The organism is Chromobacterium sphagni, assembly GCF_001855555.1.
In the GTDB taxonomy this organism is placed as follows: Bacteria; Pseudomonadota; Gammaproteobacteria; order Burkholderiales; family Chromobacteriaceae; genus Chromobacterium; species Chromobacterium sphagni.
The window spans coordinates 1-15430 of record NZ_MKCT01000053.1 but is presented as its reverse complement, the minus strand read 5'-3'; the positions used below and the strand labels follow the sequence as shown (position 1 = coordinate 15430).

Sequence of the window (15430 nt, the reverse complement as noted above, 5' to 3'; positions counted from 1 at the left end):
ACCCGTGGCTGGGCCTGCTGGCCGGCATCATGGCGGCGGTGTCGATGGCGATGGTGCATGCTTTCGTCTCCGTCACCTACAACGGCAACCAGCTGATTTCGGGCATGGCGATCAATACCGTCGCCTCCGGCATCACGCCGGTGCTGGGCCTGGCCTGGTTCCAGCAGGGCGGCAATTCGCCGCAGCTGCCGGACGACGGACGTTTCCACGAGATCGTGCTGCCGTTCGCCGACGCGCTGCGCGACGTGCCGGTGCTGGGCCTGGTGTACAGCAAGCTGATTTCCGGCCACAGCATTCTGGTGTATCTCACCGTGTTGATCGTGATTCCGCTGGCGACCTGGGTGCTGTACAAGACCCGCTTCGGCCTGCGCTTGCGCGCGGTGGGCGAAAATCCGCACGCGGCCGACACCGCCGGCATCTCGGTGGCCAGGGTGCGCTACACCGCCTTGTTCTGGGGCGGCGTGCTGTGCGGCATGGCCGGCACCTATCTGTCGGTGTATCAGACCGGCAGCTTCATCAAGGAGATGACCGCCGGCAAGGGCTTCCTGGCGCTGGCGGCGCTGATCTTCGGTAAATGGCGCCCGCTGCCGGCGGTGATGGGCTGCCTGCTGTTCGCCTTCGCCGACGCGGTGCAAATTCGCCTGGAAGGCGTGGAGCTGCCGGTGGTCGGCCAGATTCCGTCGCAGGCGATCGCGGTGATTCCTTACGTGCTGACCGTGCTGCTGCTGGCCGGCTTTGTTGGCCGGGCGCTGGCACCCAAGGCCATCGGCGTGCCTTTCGTCAAGTCGCGCTAAGTCTCTCGGCGCTGTCCGCGCAAGCCCGCCGGCTTCCAGTCGGCGGGCTTTTCACATGGCGGCGCGTGCTATGATGGATGCTTGCATCCGATGGCGCGGCCATCATCGTTACCGGACTGGATACCTCCCATGTTGAGCTACCAACAGGCGCGGGACTGGCTGCTTGAGCGCGCCAGGCCGCAAAGCGCGCAGCAACCCCTTCCCTTGTTGCAAACCCATGGCCGCATCCTGGCCGAACCGGTATGGGCGGGGCTGGACGTACCGCCGCACGACAATAGCTCGATGGATGGCTACGCCTTGCGTTGCAATGACCTTGCTCCGGGCATGCCGGTTTCGCAGCGGGTGGCGGCCGGCAGCATGCCGCAGCCGTTGCAGCCTGGCAGCGCGGCGCGAATCTTCACTGGCGCGCCGATTCCGCCGGGAGCGGACGCGGTAATCATGCAGGAGCAGGCGCAGTTGGACGCCGACGGCAAGGTGGCGTTCAGCATCGTTCCGCGAGCCGGGCAGAATATCCGCCTGCGCGGCGAAGACATCGCCAAGGGCCAGGAAATCTTGCCTGCCGGCCGTTGCCTCTGCGCCGCCGACCTCGGTTTGGCCGCCTCCATCGGTCTTGCCAATCTACCGGTGCTGCAGCTTTTGAGGGTGGCGGTGTTCTTCACCGGCGACGAGCTGGCGGAGCCCGGCCTGCCGCTGGCTGCCGGCCAGATCTATAACTCCAACCGCTACTGGCTGCTGCCGGCATTGCATAGCCTGGGTTGCGAGGTGATAGATCTGGGTACGGTTGGCGACGATCTGGAGGCCACCCGGCAGTTGCTGCGCGACGCGGCGGCGGTGGCGGATGTGATCGTCACCTGCGGCGGGGTGTCGGTGGGCGAGGAAGACCACGTCAAGGCGGCGGTGGAGGCTGAGGGGGAGCTCGCCTTGTGGCAGGTGGCGATCAAGCCTGGCAAGCCGCTGGCCTATGGCCGGATCGGCGGCGCGGATTTCATCGGCCTGCCTGGCAATCCGGTGTCCGGCTTCGTCACGCTGCAAACCCTGGTCCGGCCTTTCCTGCGCAAGCGGATGGGCCTGTCGGAGGCGGAGGCCGTGATTCAGCAGGTCGCGGCGGCTTTTGCCTGGCTCAAGCCCGACATGCAGCGCAGCGAGTTTCTGCGCGTGCGCAAGGTGATGGGGAGGCAGGGCTGGCAGTTGGAGCTGTATCCGCAGCAAAGCTCTGGCGCGCTGACTTCCTGCGCGTGGGCCGATGGCCTGGCCTGGCTGGAGCCGGGGCAGGCGGTGACCCCGGGCGACAGCCTGCGCTACTGGGCGCTGGGGCCGGCATGACGCGGATCCGCTTTGTCAGCGAAGGTGGCCAACTGCTGAATGAGTCGGACGCGCAGCCGGGCGACAATCTGCTGGATATCGCCCGGCTGGCCGACGTGCCGCTGCACTGGCGTTGCGGCCAGGGCACTTGCGGCACCTGCAAGGTGCGGATTGTCGCCGGCATGGATATGCCGCAACGGCCGGGCCGCAAGGAGCGCAACGTACTGTTGCGCGCCGGGGTCATCAGCCAGGAACTGGCGGGCCAAGGCGAGTGGCGGGAAGCGCAGCCCTGGCGGCTGGCCTGCCATCTGCTGGTGGAGGAGAGGGACTGGGTGGTCAGCTGTCCGGATTTCTGATTGGCGGCTGAGTATTTCGGGTTTGAGCTTGCCGGGCGCCACGGCCTAATCGGTTGCGGGTTGCCGGATAGCTCGTTGCCGGCTCAACCCTGCTCGCCCTCGCAGGCCATTTCTTCGTTGTCTTCGCGCTCCAGCCAGTGCCGCAGCATGGTCAGGCCCACCGCCAGCAGCGTGGGGCCGATGAACAGGCCTATCACCCCCCAGGCGATCAGGCCGCCGATCACGCCCAGGAAAATCACCGACAGCGGCATCTGCGCGCCCTGGCTGATCAGCAGCGGCTTGAGCACGTTGTCTATGGTGTTGATCAGCAGGAAGCCCCATATCAGCAGGAAAATCCCCATGCCGGTGTGGCCGGTGTAGAACACCCAGCCGGCGGCCGGCAGCCAGACGATCAGCGTCGGCATTTGCGCCACTGCGATGATGAAGCACAGGAAGCCCAGCACCAGCGCGCCCGGCACGCCGGCGATCAGCAAGCCAGCCACGCACAGGATGGTCTGCGCCAGCGCGGTGCCCACCACGCCGGTGGTGACGCTGCGTATGGTGCGGGCGATCACTTCCGGCAGGTCGCTGGCGGTTTCGCCGCCCAGCTTGACCACGATGCGCTCCACCAGCTCCCACAGCTTGTCGCCGTTGATCAGCAGCAGGCCGGCCACCACGATGGCCAGCACGATCTCCAGCAGGCTGAGGCTGAGGTTGGCGCCGCCGGACAGCAGCCACAGCGCCGTTTCGTTGATGGCGGGGCGGATCTTCTCGAAGAAGCCCGGCAGGTCGGCCTGTATGCCTTGCCACATCTTCTGCAGGCTTTCTCCCACCACCGGCAGGTTGCTCAGCCAGGCGGGAGCGTCCGGCAGGCGGAAGCTGGTCAGGTCGTGCGCCAAATTGGCAAGGTGGGGCAGGGTGTCGGCCAGCGTCAGCGCCATCAGGCCGATGGGAATGGCCAGCGCGGCGGACAGCGCCAGCACGATAAGCAGGGCGGCCAGTTTGCGGCGCCCCTTCAGCCGCAGGCACAGCCGGCTGTACAGCGGCCAGGCCGAGATGGCGATGATGGATGCCCAGGTCAGCGCGCCCAGAAAAGGTTGCAGCACCTTGATGCAGGAAATCACCAGCAAGGCCAGGATGGCGATGCGGAACACGCTGAGGATGCTGATGTTGGGGAAACCATTGGCGACGGGCATGGGAGCTTCCGTTAGGGGTCGGCAGAACGAACGGCCGGCGCCAGGGCGCCGGCCGGATATCGCGCTAGTTTGCCACTTTGCCCAGCTCCCGGGCAAATGCCTCCGCCGGCGTGTAGCCCACCACGCGGTTGCTTTCGCGCGATTGCGGGTCGAACAATATGATGCCTGGCGGGCCGAACAGGCCGAAACGCTTGAGCAGCGCCTGGTGCTCGGCGCTGTTGGCGGTCACGTCGGCGCGCAGCAGCGTGAAGCGCTGCAGTTGGGCCGCCACCTGCGGCTGCGGAAACACTTCGGCTTCCATTTCCTTGCAGGCGATGCACCAGTCGGCGTAGAAATCCAGCAGCAGCGGCTTGCCGCCGGCCTTGGCTTCGGCCAGCTTGGCGTCCAGCTCGGCGATCGAGCTGACCGGCTGGAAATTCTGCTGGGCGTGGCCTTCGGCGTTGCTGGACGCGATCAGCCGCAAGGGATAGCGCGGATTGTCGGCGCCGGACAGCAGGCCAAGTAGCTGCGCGCCGCCCAGCAGGAACAACAGCAGGCCCAGAGCCTTGCCCAGCCGGGCGCTGGTCTTGGAGCCGGCCGACAGGCTGTCGAAGGCGCCGATGAACACTGCGGTGCCGATCAGCAGCGCGGCCCACAGCAGCATCACCAGCGCGGCAGGCAGGAAGGGCGTCGCCAGCCAGATGGCCAGGGCCAGCATCAGCACCCCGAAGGCCGCCTTCACCGCCTTCATCCAATTGCCGGCGCGCGGCAGCACCTGGCCGCCGAAAGTGCCGATGGCGATCAGCGGCAGGCCCAGACCCAGCGCCATCGCGTACAGCGCCGCGCCGCCAAGCACCGCGTCGCCGGTGCTGCCGATATAGCCCAGCGCCAGCGCCAGCGGCGGCGCCACGCATGGACCGACCAGCAGCGCCGACAGCGCGCCCATCAGGAACACGGTGACGGCCTTGCCGCCCGACAGGCGGTTGGAGGTGTCGTTCAGCCGCGATTGCAGGCCGCTGGGCAGCTGGATGGTGAACAGGTCGAACATCGACAGCGCGAACACCACCATCAGCGCGCTGGCGCTCAGCACCACCGCCGGCTGCTGCAGCCAGATGGTGAGCAGTGAGCCGGTGAGGCCGGCCACCACGCCGACGGCGGTGTAGGTGAGCGCCAGGCCTTGCACGTACAGCAGGGACAGCAGGAAGCCGCGGCGGCGGGTAATGGTTGCGCCCTGGCCGGCAATCAGCGATGAAACGATGGGCAGCAGCGGGTACATGCAGGCGGTGAACGCCATGCCTAGTCCCGCCAGCAGAAAGGTGCCCAGTGTGGTCAGCCAACCCTGGGCTGCCAATTCGCTGTTACCGGCCGACGATTTTCCCGCGGTATCGGCGCCTCCGGTCCAGGCGCTCAGCTTGCCCGCCACGCCGCCGTTGCCGCCCACCTGCAGCTTGTGGGTATAGGGGGGGTAGCAGACGCCGGCCTCGGCGCAGCCTTGCAGCCGCACGTTGAGCTGGAAATTGTCCGGCGCGCCGGCTGCCAGCGGGATGGTGATGACCTGCTTGCCGTGGTAGATCACCTGCTTGCCGAAGTAGGGATCGCTCTTCTCCTGGCCGACCGGCAGAGCCGGCTTGCCGGTCAGCTCGGCTGGGGTGCTGCTGACGCTGATGCGGTCGCGGTACAGGTAGTAGCCGGAGGCGACGTCCAGGGTCAGCTCCAGTTGTTTGTCGTTGCGGACGACTTTGGCGGCGAACGCCTGCTCAGGCGGCAGCAGGTCGTCTTGGTTGACCGCATGCGCCGGCAGCGCGAAGCTCAGACAGGCGAGCAGCGCCGCCAGCCACTGCCAGGCCGATCGGTAGGTGGAATGTAGGTATGCTTGCACTTGCAGACTCTTCTGGGGTTGGCGATGAGGGTGTGACGACGCAAACGGAAGACGGTTCCGTTTTTATGCGGCGTGATGCAATATGCATCAAATCATGCGATCCGGCAAACTCGAAAGGCCTGTCGGACTCTGCGGCTAGTATATCCGGGCCGGACCGACGCAGACAGCTGCCGGCTTGTGAAAAATAAGAATGAAGTTATCAGAGGGGTTTATGCGGGAAACCATTCATTTCGCCCACGCCAACAGCTTCCCGGCGTCGGTGTATCGCAAGCTGCTGGACAAGCTGGCCGAGCGCCACCAAGTCGGCTATCTGGACACCATAGGCCACGATCCGGACTACCGGATCACCGATTGTTGGCCGCATCTGGTGGACGAGAGCATACGCTACATCGAGCGGCACTACGCCGGGCCGGTGGTGGGGGTGGGACATTCGCTGGGCGGCTTCCTGATGTTCTACGCCGCGTTGAAGCGGCCGGATCTGTTCCGCGCCATCATCATCATGGATTCGCCATTGATGGGACCATCCCGCTCTTTCGGCATCTGGCTGGCCAAGCGCCTGGGCTTCATCCAGCGGGTGACGCCAGGCGGCAATACCCTGAAGCGGCGCGACAACTGGGCATCGGTGGAGATGGCGCGCGACTATTTCGCCCGCAAGCCGATGTTCGCCCGCTTTGATCCGGAGTGCCTGGCCGATTATGCCGAACTGGGCACGCAGGACGACGGCCGCGGCGGCCGCCGGCTGAAATTCCGTCCCCAGGTGGAGCACGATATCTACGCCACCTTGCCGCACGATTTTCCGCACCACCGCGGCCGCCTCACGGTGCCGGCGGCCTTCCTGGCCGGCTCGGGGTCGGACGTGCTGAGCGAGGCCGACCTGCGCTTCATGCGGCGACACTTTCCGATGCGGGTGGAAACGCAGCAGGGTAGCCACCTGTTTCCGCTGGAGCATCCGCTGGAAACGGCCGAGCATATCCTGCACCTACTGGAGCAGTTGACGCAGATATCCATAGCAAGAGCCGCTGTAGAGAAATCCAGCTGAGAAGCGTTGGGGGAGGCGCAACCCATGCAGGGTATTGCGCGCCGGTTTGCTGGTGGGGGCGGCTTGGCGAAGAGGGGTGCGCTTTCATTGCCTATTTTGCAGCCATGTGTTTTCCAGGCTCAAGAGGCATGCGCGACTTGATTGCCGGCGGCTAGATTCGCTCTCAGACCTTGGGCGAGCTACTGTTGCTTGTGCCTGCCCAGTGAAAGCGCTGAACAGTTCAACTTCCCACAGGGTTGCAAGGGGTTGAACTGGCGCTTGACGATGCGGAGGAGGGGTGTCGGTGTGCCACGCAGCGGCGCAAACCGAATTCCGCAGCATGCGGCCCGTTCGTTTGTCCAAGAGTCCGTGCAAGGGCATCGGTCGGCTAGCCGCGGAAGATATCGAAGGGTTCTATCTTGAGCACCCGGCGGATGGCGAAATAGCTGGAAATGGCGGCGATCACCACCACCATCCCAAATGCCAGCGCAAGGTTCCAGAAGGTGATGATGGCGGCGTAGTTGGGCAGTTGCGAGCGGGCGATGGTGATCAGCAGCGTGATCAGGCCTATGCCCAGGCCGAATCCGGTGATCGCGGTGAAGGTGGCCATGAACAGTATCATCACCACCAGCTCGCGCCCCTTGGCGCCGATGGCCTTTAGCGCGCCGAATTTCTCCAGATTTTCCAGGATGAAGCTGTAAAAAGTCTGGCCTGAGATCGACAGCCCGACAATGAAGCTGATCACCGTCATCAGCAGGATATTGGTGCCGATGCCGGTCTGGTAGGTGTAAAAATCGGCGATGTGCTCCTTGAAGGCATCCTTGGTCAGCGCCAGGTAGCCCAGCTTCTTCACCTGGTCCTGGATGCCGGCGACGGCGGCGTCGCTCTTGGGCTGCAGCAGCACGTAGGACATGGTGAAGCGGGTGGACGGTATGTACTGGATGGCGCGGAAATAGGTGGTGTACAGCGTCGGCACGCCGTTCAATCCGTTTGACGCCACCTTGGCGATGCCGACGATCACGCCGCGGAAATCGTTCAATTCGAACTCGGTGCCTATCTTAGGGTTTTCCAGCTTGGGGAATTCGGCGTCGTCCACCACCAGGAACGAGTTTTCGGCATAGATATCGGCTATCTTGCCTTGCTCGACCTCGGGGCGGCCAAACAGGCTGGTATCGTCCAGCCCTACCACCGTCACCGATTGGTAGGCGCCGCTGGCCAGCCTGACCTGCGCCCCGCCGATGTAGATCGGCACCGCGTAGCTGACGCCGTTCATGCTGCGCACCGCATCCAGCAGGTAGTCCGGCATGGGGATGGGGCTGGTGGCGGTGTTGACCGCCGGGTCCATGATCCACATGCTGGCGCCGATATTGGTCACCGTGGAATAGGCCCGGTTGAGGATGCCGGCGAACATCGCGGTCATCTGCATCATCAGGAACACTGCGAAGGTGATGCCGATCAGCAGCGCGGTGAATTTGGCCCGGTCGTTGACCAGCAGCTTGAAGCCGATGCGCAGAATGCCGCCGTATTTCATGGCGCCGCTCCTTCGCCTGCGCCAGCTGCCGCGTTCCACCATCCGCCGCCCAGCGCCGCCAGCAGCGCCACCGTGTCCTGCTGGCGCTGCGCCACGGCTTGCAGATAGGCGATGTCCGCGCCATGCAGCTGGATGTCGGCGCTCAGCACGTCGAGGTAGGCCACCAACCCGGCGCGATAATTGGCCTGCAGCAGTTGCAGCGCGCCGGCGGCCGCATCTCTGGCGTCGCGCTGGGCCTGCAAGGCCTGCGCGTCGTGTTGCAGCGCATTCAGCGCATCGGCCACCTGGCCGAAAGCTTGCAGCACCGCCTGCCGGTAATTCGCCTCTTGCTGCCGATAGGCGTCGATGGCGGCCTGGCGTCCGTACCACAGGCTGCCGCCGTGGAACAGCGGCATCGTCAAGGCCGGGCCTATGCCCCAGAAGCGGTTGCCGGCAGCCAGGAAATTTCCCGGCTTGGAACCAGCCGAGCCATAGGTCGCGCTCAGGCTGAGGCTGGGGAACATGGCGGCGGTGGCCACCCCGATATCGGCGCTGGCGGCGTGCAGCCTGGCCTCGGCCTGCAGGATGTCCGGCCGTTGCCGCACCAGTTCGGAAGGCAGGCTCAGCGGCAGCGTGGCCGGCAGCGCCAGGCTGTCCAGCGCGATGTCGGGCAGCGCCGCCTGCTCCGGCAGGCTGCCCATCAGCAGCGCCAGCAGGTGTTCCGCCTGGCTGATTTTCTGCCGCAGGGCCGCCAGCTGCGCCTGGTTGCCGGCGATCAGGGCTTGCTGGCTCAGGATGGCGGCATAGGGGGTGGTGCCGGCATCCACCTGCGCCTCGACGCTGCGCAACTGTTCGGTCTCCAGCGCGATCAGCTGCTCGGTGGCGCGCAGTTGCGCCGCGTAGGCCGCGCGGGCGATGCAGGCGTCGACGACATTGGCCGACAGCGTCAGGTAGGCGGCCCTGCCAGCGTTGCGCTGCAGGTCGACTTGCGCCGCCAGCCCCTCGACGGCGCGCCGCTCGCCGCCGAACCAGTCCAGCGGGTAGCTGATGACGCCGCTGGCCGTCACCACGTTGAAAACCGTTGCCTCGTTTGTCGAGCCCTGCTGTTGCGGCGCGCTGCGCATCCGCGTCGCGCTGAGGCCGGCGTCCAGGCTGGGAAAGAAGATGCCGTAGCCGGCGCGCAGATTGTCCTGGCTTTGCCGCAGGCTGGCTTCGGCGCTTTGCAAGGTGGGATTGCGCGCCAGCGCCTGTTCGACCACGCCGTTCATCGGCGCGGAGCCGAACAGCCGCCACCAGTCGGCTGGCAGCGCGGCGCCTGGCGCGAACTGCTGCGCCTGGCCATCGGCGGCGATGGTGGCGGCAAGCGGCTCCTGGGTGTAGCGGTCGGCTTGCGGCGGGGCGGGGCGGACAAAATCCGGCCCCAGCATGCAGCCGTCCAGCAGCGCGGCCGCCAGCAGCGCGGCGATGGCGCGGGCGCATCGTCGCGGCCGGCCGCAGGTTCTGCGGGCGGAGGACATCATTTGCTTCCGATGAAGACATCCACCAGCTGGCCGGGGTAGGCCATGGCGGGCGTCGTCATCTTGAAGCGGAAAATCACCGGCAGCACCCTGAGATCCACCCGTTCCTGCCGCTGGTTGGACAGCTCTATCTTGGGGGAGACGTAAGGCTGGATGCGGACGAACTGCAGCGCCACCTTGACGTTGGAGCCGCGCAGGGACATCTGCGCCTGCATGCGGTCTGGCGGCGGCAGGCGCGACACCAGTATTTCATCGACGTAGCAGCGTACCGCCAGCGTGCTCTGCGACGCGCTCATCACCACCAGCGGATCGAAGCCCTGGGTATAGGCGTTGTAGGATCCCTGCGATGAAACATAGCTGCCGGGAGTCGAGTTGACTGCCAGCACCACGCCTGCCACCTGGGCCTTGACGGTGTACTTCAACAGCACGCTCCGGGCGGAGCGGTAGGCCTGCAGCAGCGCCTGGTATTGCTTGCGTTGGTTGGCGATGTCGTAGCTCCAGGCTCCGGCGCGGGTCAGCTCGTATTGCTTGCGCGCCACGTCCAGCGCCACGGCGGCCTGGCGCATGGTGTCGCCGGCGGTGTCCAGCGCGTCTTTGCTGATGGACTTGCTGTCGATGCGGAAGCTGGCCTGGCGCTTGTCGTACTGGTCGCGGGCGATTTTCAGGTTGGACATGGCGAGGTCCACCTGAGATTTGGCGATGGCCAGCGTTTCGCGGCGCGGCTGCGCCTGCAGTTCGTTCAGCAGCGCCAGCGCCGCTTCGGCCTGCAGCCGCAATTGTTCGGTGCTGGCTTGCTGGGTGGCGTCGTCTATTTGCAGCAAGGGGGCGCCCACCGCAACCGGCTGGCCTTCGCGCACCAGCACCTTCACTACCGGGCCGGACACTTCCGGGTAGATATTGATGTTGGAGCCGCTGCCCTGGTCGCCCTCTATGATGCCGTTGGCGTAGATGGCTGCGGCGTAGGGATTGGCGACCGGCGCGAACGCCGGCGGCTGGGCCTTGCGTTCGATGCCGAAGATATAGGCGGCCACCAGTCCGGCCAACACGCCCAGGATGGCCAGCGCGAAGATGATGCGGTTTCTCATTGCGCTCCCTTATCCAGGCCGGTGATGCGGCCGTCTTCCATGTGGACGATGCGGTCGGCGTATTCATTGATGCGGATGTCGTGCGTCACGATCAGGATGCAGCGGCTGGCGCTGAGCACCTTTTCCTTGACGAAGGCGATCACCATCTTGCCGGTGTCGCCGTCCAGCGAGGCGGTGGGTTCGTCGAGAATCAGGATTTCCGGGCTGCCGACAATCGCGCGGGCGATGGCCACCCTTTGCTGCTCGCCGCCGGAAAGCTTCACCGGCAGCGTCTTGCCGAAGCCTTTCAGGCCGACGATCTCCAGGCACTGGTTGGCCGCCGCCAGCGAGGTGTCCCAGTCCTGCTGTTTCAGGATCAGCGGAATCGCCACGTTTTCGGCCGAGGTCAGGCGCGTAAACAGGTGGTAGTCCTGGAATACGAAGCCGATGGTGTTGAGGCGGAAGTCCGCCAGTTGATCGTTGTCCAGCGCCCAGATGTCGCAGCCCTTGACGGTCACGGTGCCGGCGTCGGGGCGCAGGATGCCGGAAATCATGCTGAGAAAGGTGGTTTTGCCGCTGCCGGATGGTCCGACGATGAATACCATTTCGCCGAAATGCGCCACGAAATCGGTGTTGTCGACCGCCGTCATGCGGGTGGCGCCTTCGCCGAATGACTTGGTCAGATTTGTGGCGGATATGGCCATTGTCGGATAGGGGTTTGCGGCTGGCGGCACTGGGTCGGGCGCAGAGGAGGATATGGCCGGAATCGTTAGTCGCGCGGCTGGTTTGTTCCAATGCCACCAGCCCATGTTTTCGCAAATGGTCACGGTTCCGGTCTGGTCCCCGAGGGTGGGCATGAAGCGTTCACGCCGCCGCTGGACTTGGTCGTGCATGATTGTGTTCCCACCGGGGTAGACCAAGTTCGATTCTGACCGGCAGGCATGTGCCCGTCTGTACGCTGGTGCTCATAAAGCGCCTGGGCGGAGCCAAGGGCGGGGCAGCGAACAGAACGGCCGTCTTCTGCTGCGCAAAATGCAATCAGGCGCGTTTGATCCGTCGCCTGCTAGGATGGCGCGGCGCCAGCCGTACGTGGTGGCGGCGATCAAGGCGCGCCGCGGGCATCTGGACTACTTCCGCGGCCTGAGCAAAAACGGGTCGCCGCAATGGGGCGCGCATTGGGAGCCCGGTGGGAGCAAAGCCGGCATGGGGGGAGTCAATGGGATCGCCGCGCCCTTGCCCCTCTACCAGCGCCAATACGCCAGGACCCGTTATCCCAGGACAGAGCAGCAGCAACAAGCGATCCGGCGGCAGAACGAACACCCTCCGCCTCGCGTAGCGGCTCCGCCGCAGCGCGCATAGTCTCGCCAGCCTCCAGACCTGCAGGCGGCGGATTCGCAGCATCCGGCCGCTCCCCACCTGTACGAAATCCGCCAACAGTCATTATTGGCCCTTCCGGAGCCTCGAGCCGTATCCTGAAGAGACGAGGTCGCAGGAGCAACATAGGCTGTCGATGGCAACTGATCGGAGCAAGTGGCGTTACGGTTGCCTCCAAACGGCATCGGTCATTGAGCCATCCTCTTCCACCGCGTCGTAGCCGCATGCCTGGCAGTGCCCTTGGCGTTGAGTCAGGGACGGTTACCATTCCTCCTCGCTTGCACGGTCTGTCGCGCCATTGCTAGATTGCCGACTGCCGGGATGGTAGAAATGACCGGCACGGAGCGGCCGGAGGGCGGTCTTTTGCGCCTGGAGCTTGCTAGCGATGGTCATCTCGCGGAAACTTGGTTTATCGTAAAGGCCAGTTCGTTACCGTGAAAGACTGAAACTCGTGTCGGAACCACTACTCAAGCAACACCGCGACGCCATCGACGCCATCGATGTCGAAATCCTTACATTGCTGAACCAGCGCGCCGGCCACGCCCGCGAGATCGGCGAGATCAAGGGCGGCGGCATCATCTACCGTCCGGAGCGCGAAGCCCAGGTGCTGCGCCGACTCAAGGACCTCAATCCGGGCCCGTTGCCCGGCGAGTCCATCGCCAGGCTGTTCCGCGAGGTGATGTCCGAGTGCCTGGCGTTGGAGAAGCCGCTGTCCATCGCCTATCTGGGCCCGGAAGGCACGTTCAGCCAACTGGCCACGGTCAAGCATTTCGGCCATGCCGCCCGTACCGTGGCCTGTTCGTCGATAGACGAAGCCTTCCGGCTGGTGGAGTCGCGCGCGCTTGATTACGTGGTGGCGCCGGTGGAAAACTCCACCGAGGGCGCGGTGGGGCGCACGCTGGACCTGATGGTCAGCTCGCCCTTGAAGATTTGTGGCGAGGTGGTGCTGCGCATCCACCATCATCTGTTGCGCAAGGCGGAAGGCTTTGACGGCATCCGCCGCGTCTACGCCCACGCCCAAGCGCTGGCGCAGTGCCACGAATGGTTGAACAAGAACCTGCCGTCGGATGTCGAACGGGTGTCGGTGGCCAGCAATGCCGAGGCGGCGCGGCTGGCGGCGGAGGACGAGTCGGCGGCGGCCATCGCCGGCCAGGCCGCGGCGGAGCGCTATTCGCTGGCGAAGCTGGCGGAAAATGTGGAGGACGAGCCCAACAACACCACCCGTTTCCTGGTGCTGGGTTTGCAGGATGTGGGGGCTACCGGGCAAGACAAGACTTCTATCGTGGTGTCGGCGCCCAACCGCCCGGGCGCGGTGCATCAGCTACTGGAGCCGGTGGCGGCCAATGGCGTGTCGATGAGCAAGTTCGAGTCGCGGCCCTCGCGCGCCGGCCTGTGGGACTACGTTTTCTTCATCGATCTGGAAGGCCACCGGCAGGATGCAAACGTGCAGCAGGCGCTGAAGGGCCTGGGCGAGCGCACGTCCTTCGTCAAGGTGCTGGGCTCTTACCCGGCGGCGGTGCTGTGATGTTTTGGGACTTCCGCCAGAGCCGGAACTGTCCGGCCCTTGTTTTTTGGGAATGCACGAGATGAGCAAAATAAAAGCGATTTGTCTGTTTTGTGGCTCCAACAAGGGGGCGAAGCCGGAGTACGAGGCGGCTGCGCGCGATTTTGGCCGCACGCTGGCTGAACAAGGCGTCACCCTGGTCTATGGTGCCGGCAAGGTTGGTTTGATGGGTGTGGCCGCCGATGCGGCGCTGGCCGCCGGTGGCCGCGTGGTGGGTGTGATCCCTGAGTTTCTCAAGGCCAAGGAGGTGGCTCATCTGGGCTTGAGCGAGCTGCATGTCACCGAGACCATGCACCAGCGCAAGGCGCTGATGGCCGAGCTGTCGGATGGCTTCATCGCCCTGCCGGGCGGCTTCGGCACCTTTGACGAGTTATTTGAAATCCTGACCTGGGCCCAGTTGTCGGTGCACGACAAGCCGGTGGGCGTCCTGGATGCCGCCGGCTTTTTCCAGCCGCTGCGGGCGCTGGCGCAACACGCGGTGGCGGAGGGTTTCGTGCCGCCGGGCAATATGGACCTGTTCCGCATCGACGCCAGCCTACAGTCCATTTTGGACTGGATGCGGGCCTATCAGCCGCAGCCGGTGGCCAAGTGGCTGGAATTGGCGAAAACCTGAGCGTCGCCATGCAAGCTGCTCCCATTGGCCGGCCGACAGTCTGGCAACGCCTGCTCCGGTCTGCTTCCTGGCCGCTGGTGCTGCTGCTGGCAGCCATCATCGTATTTGAAGAGTATGCCTGGGACGAACTTGCGGCGGTGCTGGAGCGCTTGGCCAAGTGGCCGCCGCTGGCCGCGCTGGAGCGCTGGGTGGCCTCCCGCTCGCCGCGCGTCGCCCTGGCCTTGTTCCTGTTGCCGGCGCTGGCCTTGCTGCCGGTGAAGCTGAGCGCGCTGTTTCTGATCGAGCAGGGACATGCCTTGCTGGGCGTGGGAGTCATCCTGTTGGCCAAACTGGGCGGAACGGCCCTGGTGGCCCGGCTGTTCACGCTGACGCGCCCGGCGTTGATGCAGGTGGATTGGTTCGTTCGCCTGCATGCGCGATTCAACGCCTGCCGCACCTGGGTGTTCGAGCGTTTGCGCAGCTCTTTGCCGTGGCGCTGGGCTCGACACGCGGTGTGGCGCATGCGGCAGTGGCGGCGGCAGCCTTCAGCCTTTTCGCGCCTGGCCCGCCGGCTGGTCAGTCGGTGGTCGCGCGCGCGGCGCTCCCCGCAGAGCGGTGAATCGAAAGGAGGGGTGGAATGATCATAGTGATGAGCGGCAGGGCGGCGGAGGCGGATATCCAGGCGGTGGTGGAGCGGATTGCCGCAGCGGGTTTAAGCGCCCATGTTTCGCGCGGGTCGGAGCGTACGGTGATAGGCGCGGTCGGCGAAGAGCGTGGCCTGGAACCGGCCATGTTCGAGGCGCTGGCCGGCGTGGAGCGGGCGTTGCGGGTGGTAGGCGAATACCGCATCGTTTCTCGCGAGTCGCAGCCGGAGGACAGCGTGGTCCGCATCGGCGGCTGCGAGTTTGGCGGTCGGGCGCCGGCCTGGCTGGCCGGTTGCGGGCCGGCTCGCGACGCGGCGGAGTTGGAGGCGGTGGCCCGCTGCGTGCAAGAGGCTGGCGGCGGCCTGATGTTTTGCGGCGGCACTCGCCGCCATGTCAGCCCCTATCATTACCAGGTTCTCGGCGTCGCCGAGCTGGAAGCCTTGCGGGATATCACCAGCCGCTTTGGCCTGGCGGCGGCGGCGGAGTTGTCGGATGCGCGCCTGTTGGAAGTCCATCTGGAACTGCAAATGGACGGGCTGCTGATCACGCCGGACAGCTTGCGGAATGTCGAACTGCTGCGCGAGACGGGCCGCACCAACAAACCTGTCATCTTGCAGCGGGATAATCGGACATCGCTGTCCGGTTGGCTGTTGGCGGCCGAA

14 protein-coding genes are annotated in these 15430 nt (G+C 65.3%); 8 read left to right on the top strand and 6 right to left on the bottom strand.

All coding sequences use genetic code 11. The features are described from left to right. The 3 genes from BI344_RS17470 to BI344_RS17460 all read left to right on the top strand — a co-directional run. The coding region (locus BI344_RS17470) for an ABC transporter permease (RefSeq protein ID WP_071114125.1) at positions 1 to 794 on the top strand (794 nt) is incomplete at its 5' end. Positions 795 to 923: 129 nt separating this feature from the next. Further along, a complete protein-coding gene (locus tag BI344_RS17465) occupies positions 924 to 2117 on the top strand; it encodes a molybdopterin molybdotransferase MoeA (RefSeq protein ID WP_071114124.1) in 1194 nt (397 codons plus the stop codon). Beyond that, positions 2114 to 2452, top strand: a complete 339-nt coding sequence (locus tag BI344_RS17460) for a 2Fe-2S iron-sulfur cluster-binding protein (RefSeq protein ID WP_071114123.1) — start codon at positions 2114 to 2116, stop codon at positions 2450 to 2452. Before BI344_RS17465 ends, BI344_RS17460 begins: the two co-directional genes overlap by 4 nt. 83 nt (positions 2453 to 2535) lie before the next feature. Here BI344_RS17460 and BI344_RS17455 read toward each other — a convergent pair whose 3' ends face one another. Together BI344_RS17455 and BI344_RS17450 are read right to left on the bottom strand one after the other, a co-directional pair. Then, positions 2536 to 3627 carry an AI-2E family transporter gene (locus BI344_RS17455; protein WP_071114122.1) on the bottom strand — a complete coding sequence of 364 codons (1092 nt, stop codon included), beginning with the start codon at positions 3625 to 3627 and terminating at the stop codon, positions 2536 to 2538. Between the two features lie 64 nt (positions 3628 to 3691). Beyond that, on the bottom strand, positions 3692 to 5485 hold the full coding sequence (locus tag BI344_RS17450) for a protein-disulfide reductase DsbD (RefSeq protein ID WP_071114121.1): 1794 nt from the start codon (positions 5483 to 5485) through the stop codon (positions 3692 to 3694). A gap of 211 nt (positions 5486 to 5696) precedes the next feature. On the opposite strand from BI344_RS17450, the gene BI344_RS17445 reads away from it, so the two are divergent. Beyond that, a complete protein-coding gene (locus BI344_RS17445; protein ID WP_071114120.1) occupies positions 5697 to 6524 on the top strand; it encodes an alpha/beta fold hydrolase in 828 nt (275 codons plus the stop codon). 367 nt (positions 6525 to 6891) lie between these two features. Here BI344_RS17445 and BI344_RS17440 read toward each other — a convergent pair whose 3' ends face one another. The 4 genes from BI344_RS17440 to BI344_RS17425 are packed head-to-tail and all read right to left on the bottom strand — an operon-like array spanning position 6892 to position 11298. Continuing rightward, positions 6892 to 8034: an ABC transporter permease gene (locus BI344_RS17440; RefSeq protein ID WP_071114119.1), complete on the bottom strand. Its 1143-nt coding sequence runs from the start codon at positions 8032 to 8034 to the stop codon at positions 6892 to 6894. Then, entirely contained in the window at positions 8031 to 9533 is a 1503-nt protein-coding gene (locus tag BI344_RS17435; protein ID WP_071114118.1) for an efflux transporter outer membrane subunit, read from the bottom strand. Before BI344_RS17435 ends, BI344_RS17440 begins: the two co-directional genes overlap by 4 nt. Next, on the bottom strand, positions 9530 to 10615 hold the full coding sequence (locus BI344_RS17430; protein ID WP_071114117.1) for an HlyD family secretion protein: 1086 nt from the start codon (positions 10613 to 10615) through the stop codon (positions 9530 to 9532). Before BI344_RS17430 ends, BI344_RS17435 begins: the two co-directional genes overlap by 4 nt. Then, a complete protein-coding gene (locus BI344_RS17425) occupies positions 10612 to 11298 on the bottom strand; it encodes an ABC transporter ATP-binding protein (RefSeq protein ID WP_071114116.1) in 687 nt (228 codons plus the stop codon). The genes BI344_RS17430 and BI344_RS17425 overlap by 4 nt, the downstream gene beginning before the upstream one ends. A gap of 1121 nt (positions 11299 to 12419) precedes the next feature. Here BI344_RS17425 and pheA point away from each other — a divergent pair. The 4 genes from pheA to BI344_RS17400 form a co-directional block, all read left to right on the top strand. Beyond that, positions 12420 to 13493: a prephenate dehydratase gene (gene pheA / locus BI344_RS17415; RefSeq protein ID WP_071114114.1), complete on the top strand. Its 1074-nt coding sequence runs from the start codon at positions 12420 to 12422 to the stop codon at positions 13491 to 13493. A 61-nt stretch (positions 13494 to 13554) separates the two neighbouring features. Further along, on the top strand, positions 13555 to 14145 hold the full coding sequence (locus BI344_RS17410; RefSeq protein ID WP_071114113.1) for an LOG family protein: 591 nt from the start codon (positions 13555 to 13557) through the stop codon (positions 14143 to 14145). 8 nt (positions 14146 to 14153) lie between these two features. Next, positions 14154 to 14765, top strand: a complete 612-nt coding sequence (locus tag BI344_RS17405) for a hypothetical protein (RefSeq protein WP_071114112.1) — start codon at positions 14154 to 14156, stop codon at positions 14763 to 14765. Next, positions 14762 to 15430, top strand: a 669-nt coding sequence (locus BI344_RS17400) for a hypothetical protein (protein ID WP_071114111.1), incomplete at its 3' end; no start/stop codon positions are given. The genes BI344_RS17405 and BI344_RS17400, both read left to right, overlap by 4 nt.

Coding starts and splice junctions, on each gene's coding strand:
- BI344_RS17465 (WP_071114124.1), top strand. CDS start 924: ATGTTGAGCTACCAACAGGCGCGGGACTGGCTGCTTGAGCGCGCCAGG.
- BI344_RS17460 (WP_071114123.1), top strand. CDS start 2,114: ATGACGCGGATCCGCTTTGTCAGCGAAGGTGGCCAACTGCTGAATGAG.
- BI344_RS17455 (WP_071114122.1), bottom strand. CDS start 3,627: ATGCCCGTCGCCAATGGTTTCCCCAACATCAGCATCCTCAGCGTGTTC.
- BI344_RS17445 (WP_071114120.1), top strand. CDS start 5,697: ATGCGGGAAACCATTCATTTCGCCCACGCCAACAGCTTCCCGGCGTCG.
- BI344_RS17440 (WP_071114119.1), bottom strand. CDS start 8,034: ATGAAATACGGCGGCATTCTGCGCATCGGCTTCAAGCTGCTGGTCAAC.
- BI344_RS17435 (WP_071114118.1), bottom strand. CDS start 9,533: ATGATGTCCTCCGCCCGCAGAACCTGCGGCCGGCCGCGACGATGCGCC.
- BI344_RS17430 (WP_071114117.1), bottom strand. CDS start 10,615: ATGAGAAACCGCATCATCTTCGCGCTGGCCATCCTGGGCGTGTTGGCC.
- BI344_RS17425 (WP_071114116.1), bottom strand. CDS start 11,298: ATGGCCATATCCGCCACAAATCTGACCAAGTCATTCGGCGAAGGCGCC.
- BI344_RS17410 (WP_071114113.1), top strand. CDS start 13,555: ATGAGCAAAATAAAAGCGATTTGTCTGTTTTGTGGCTCCAACAAGGGG.
- BI344_RS17405 (WP_071114112.1), top strand. CDS start 14,154: ATGCAAGCTGCTCCCATTGGCCGGCCGACAGTCTGGCAACGCCTGCTC.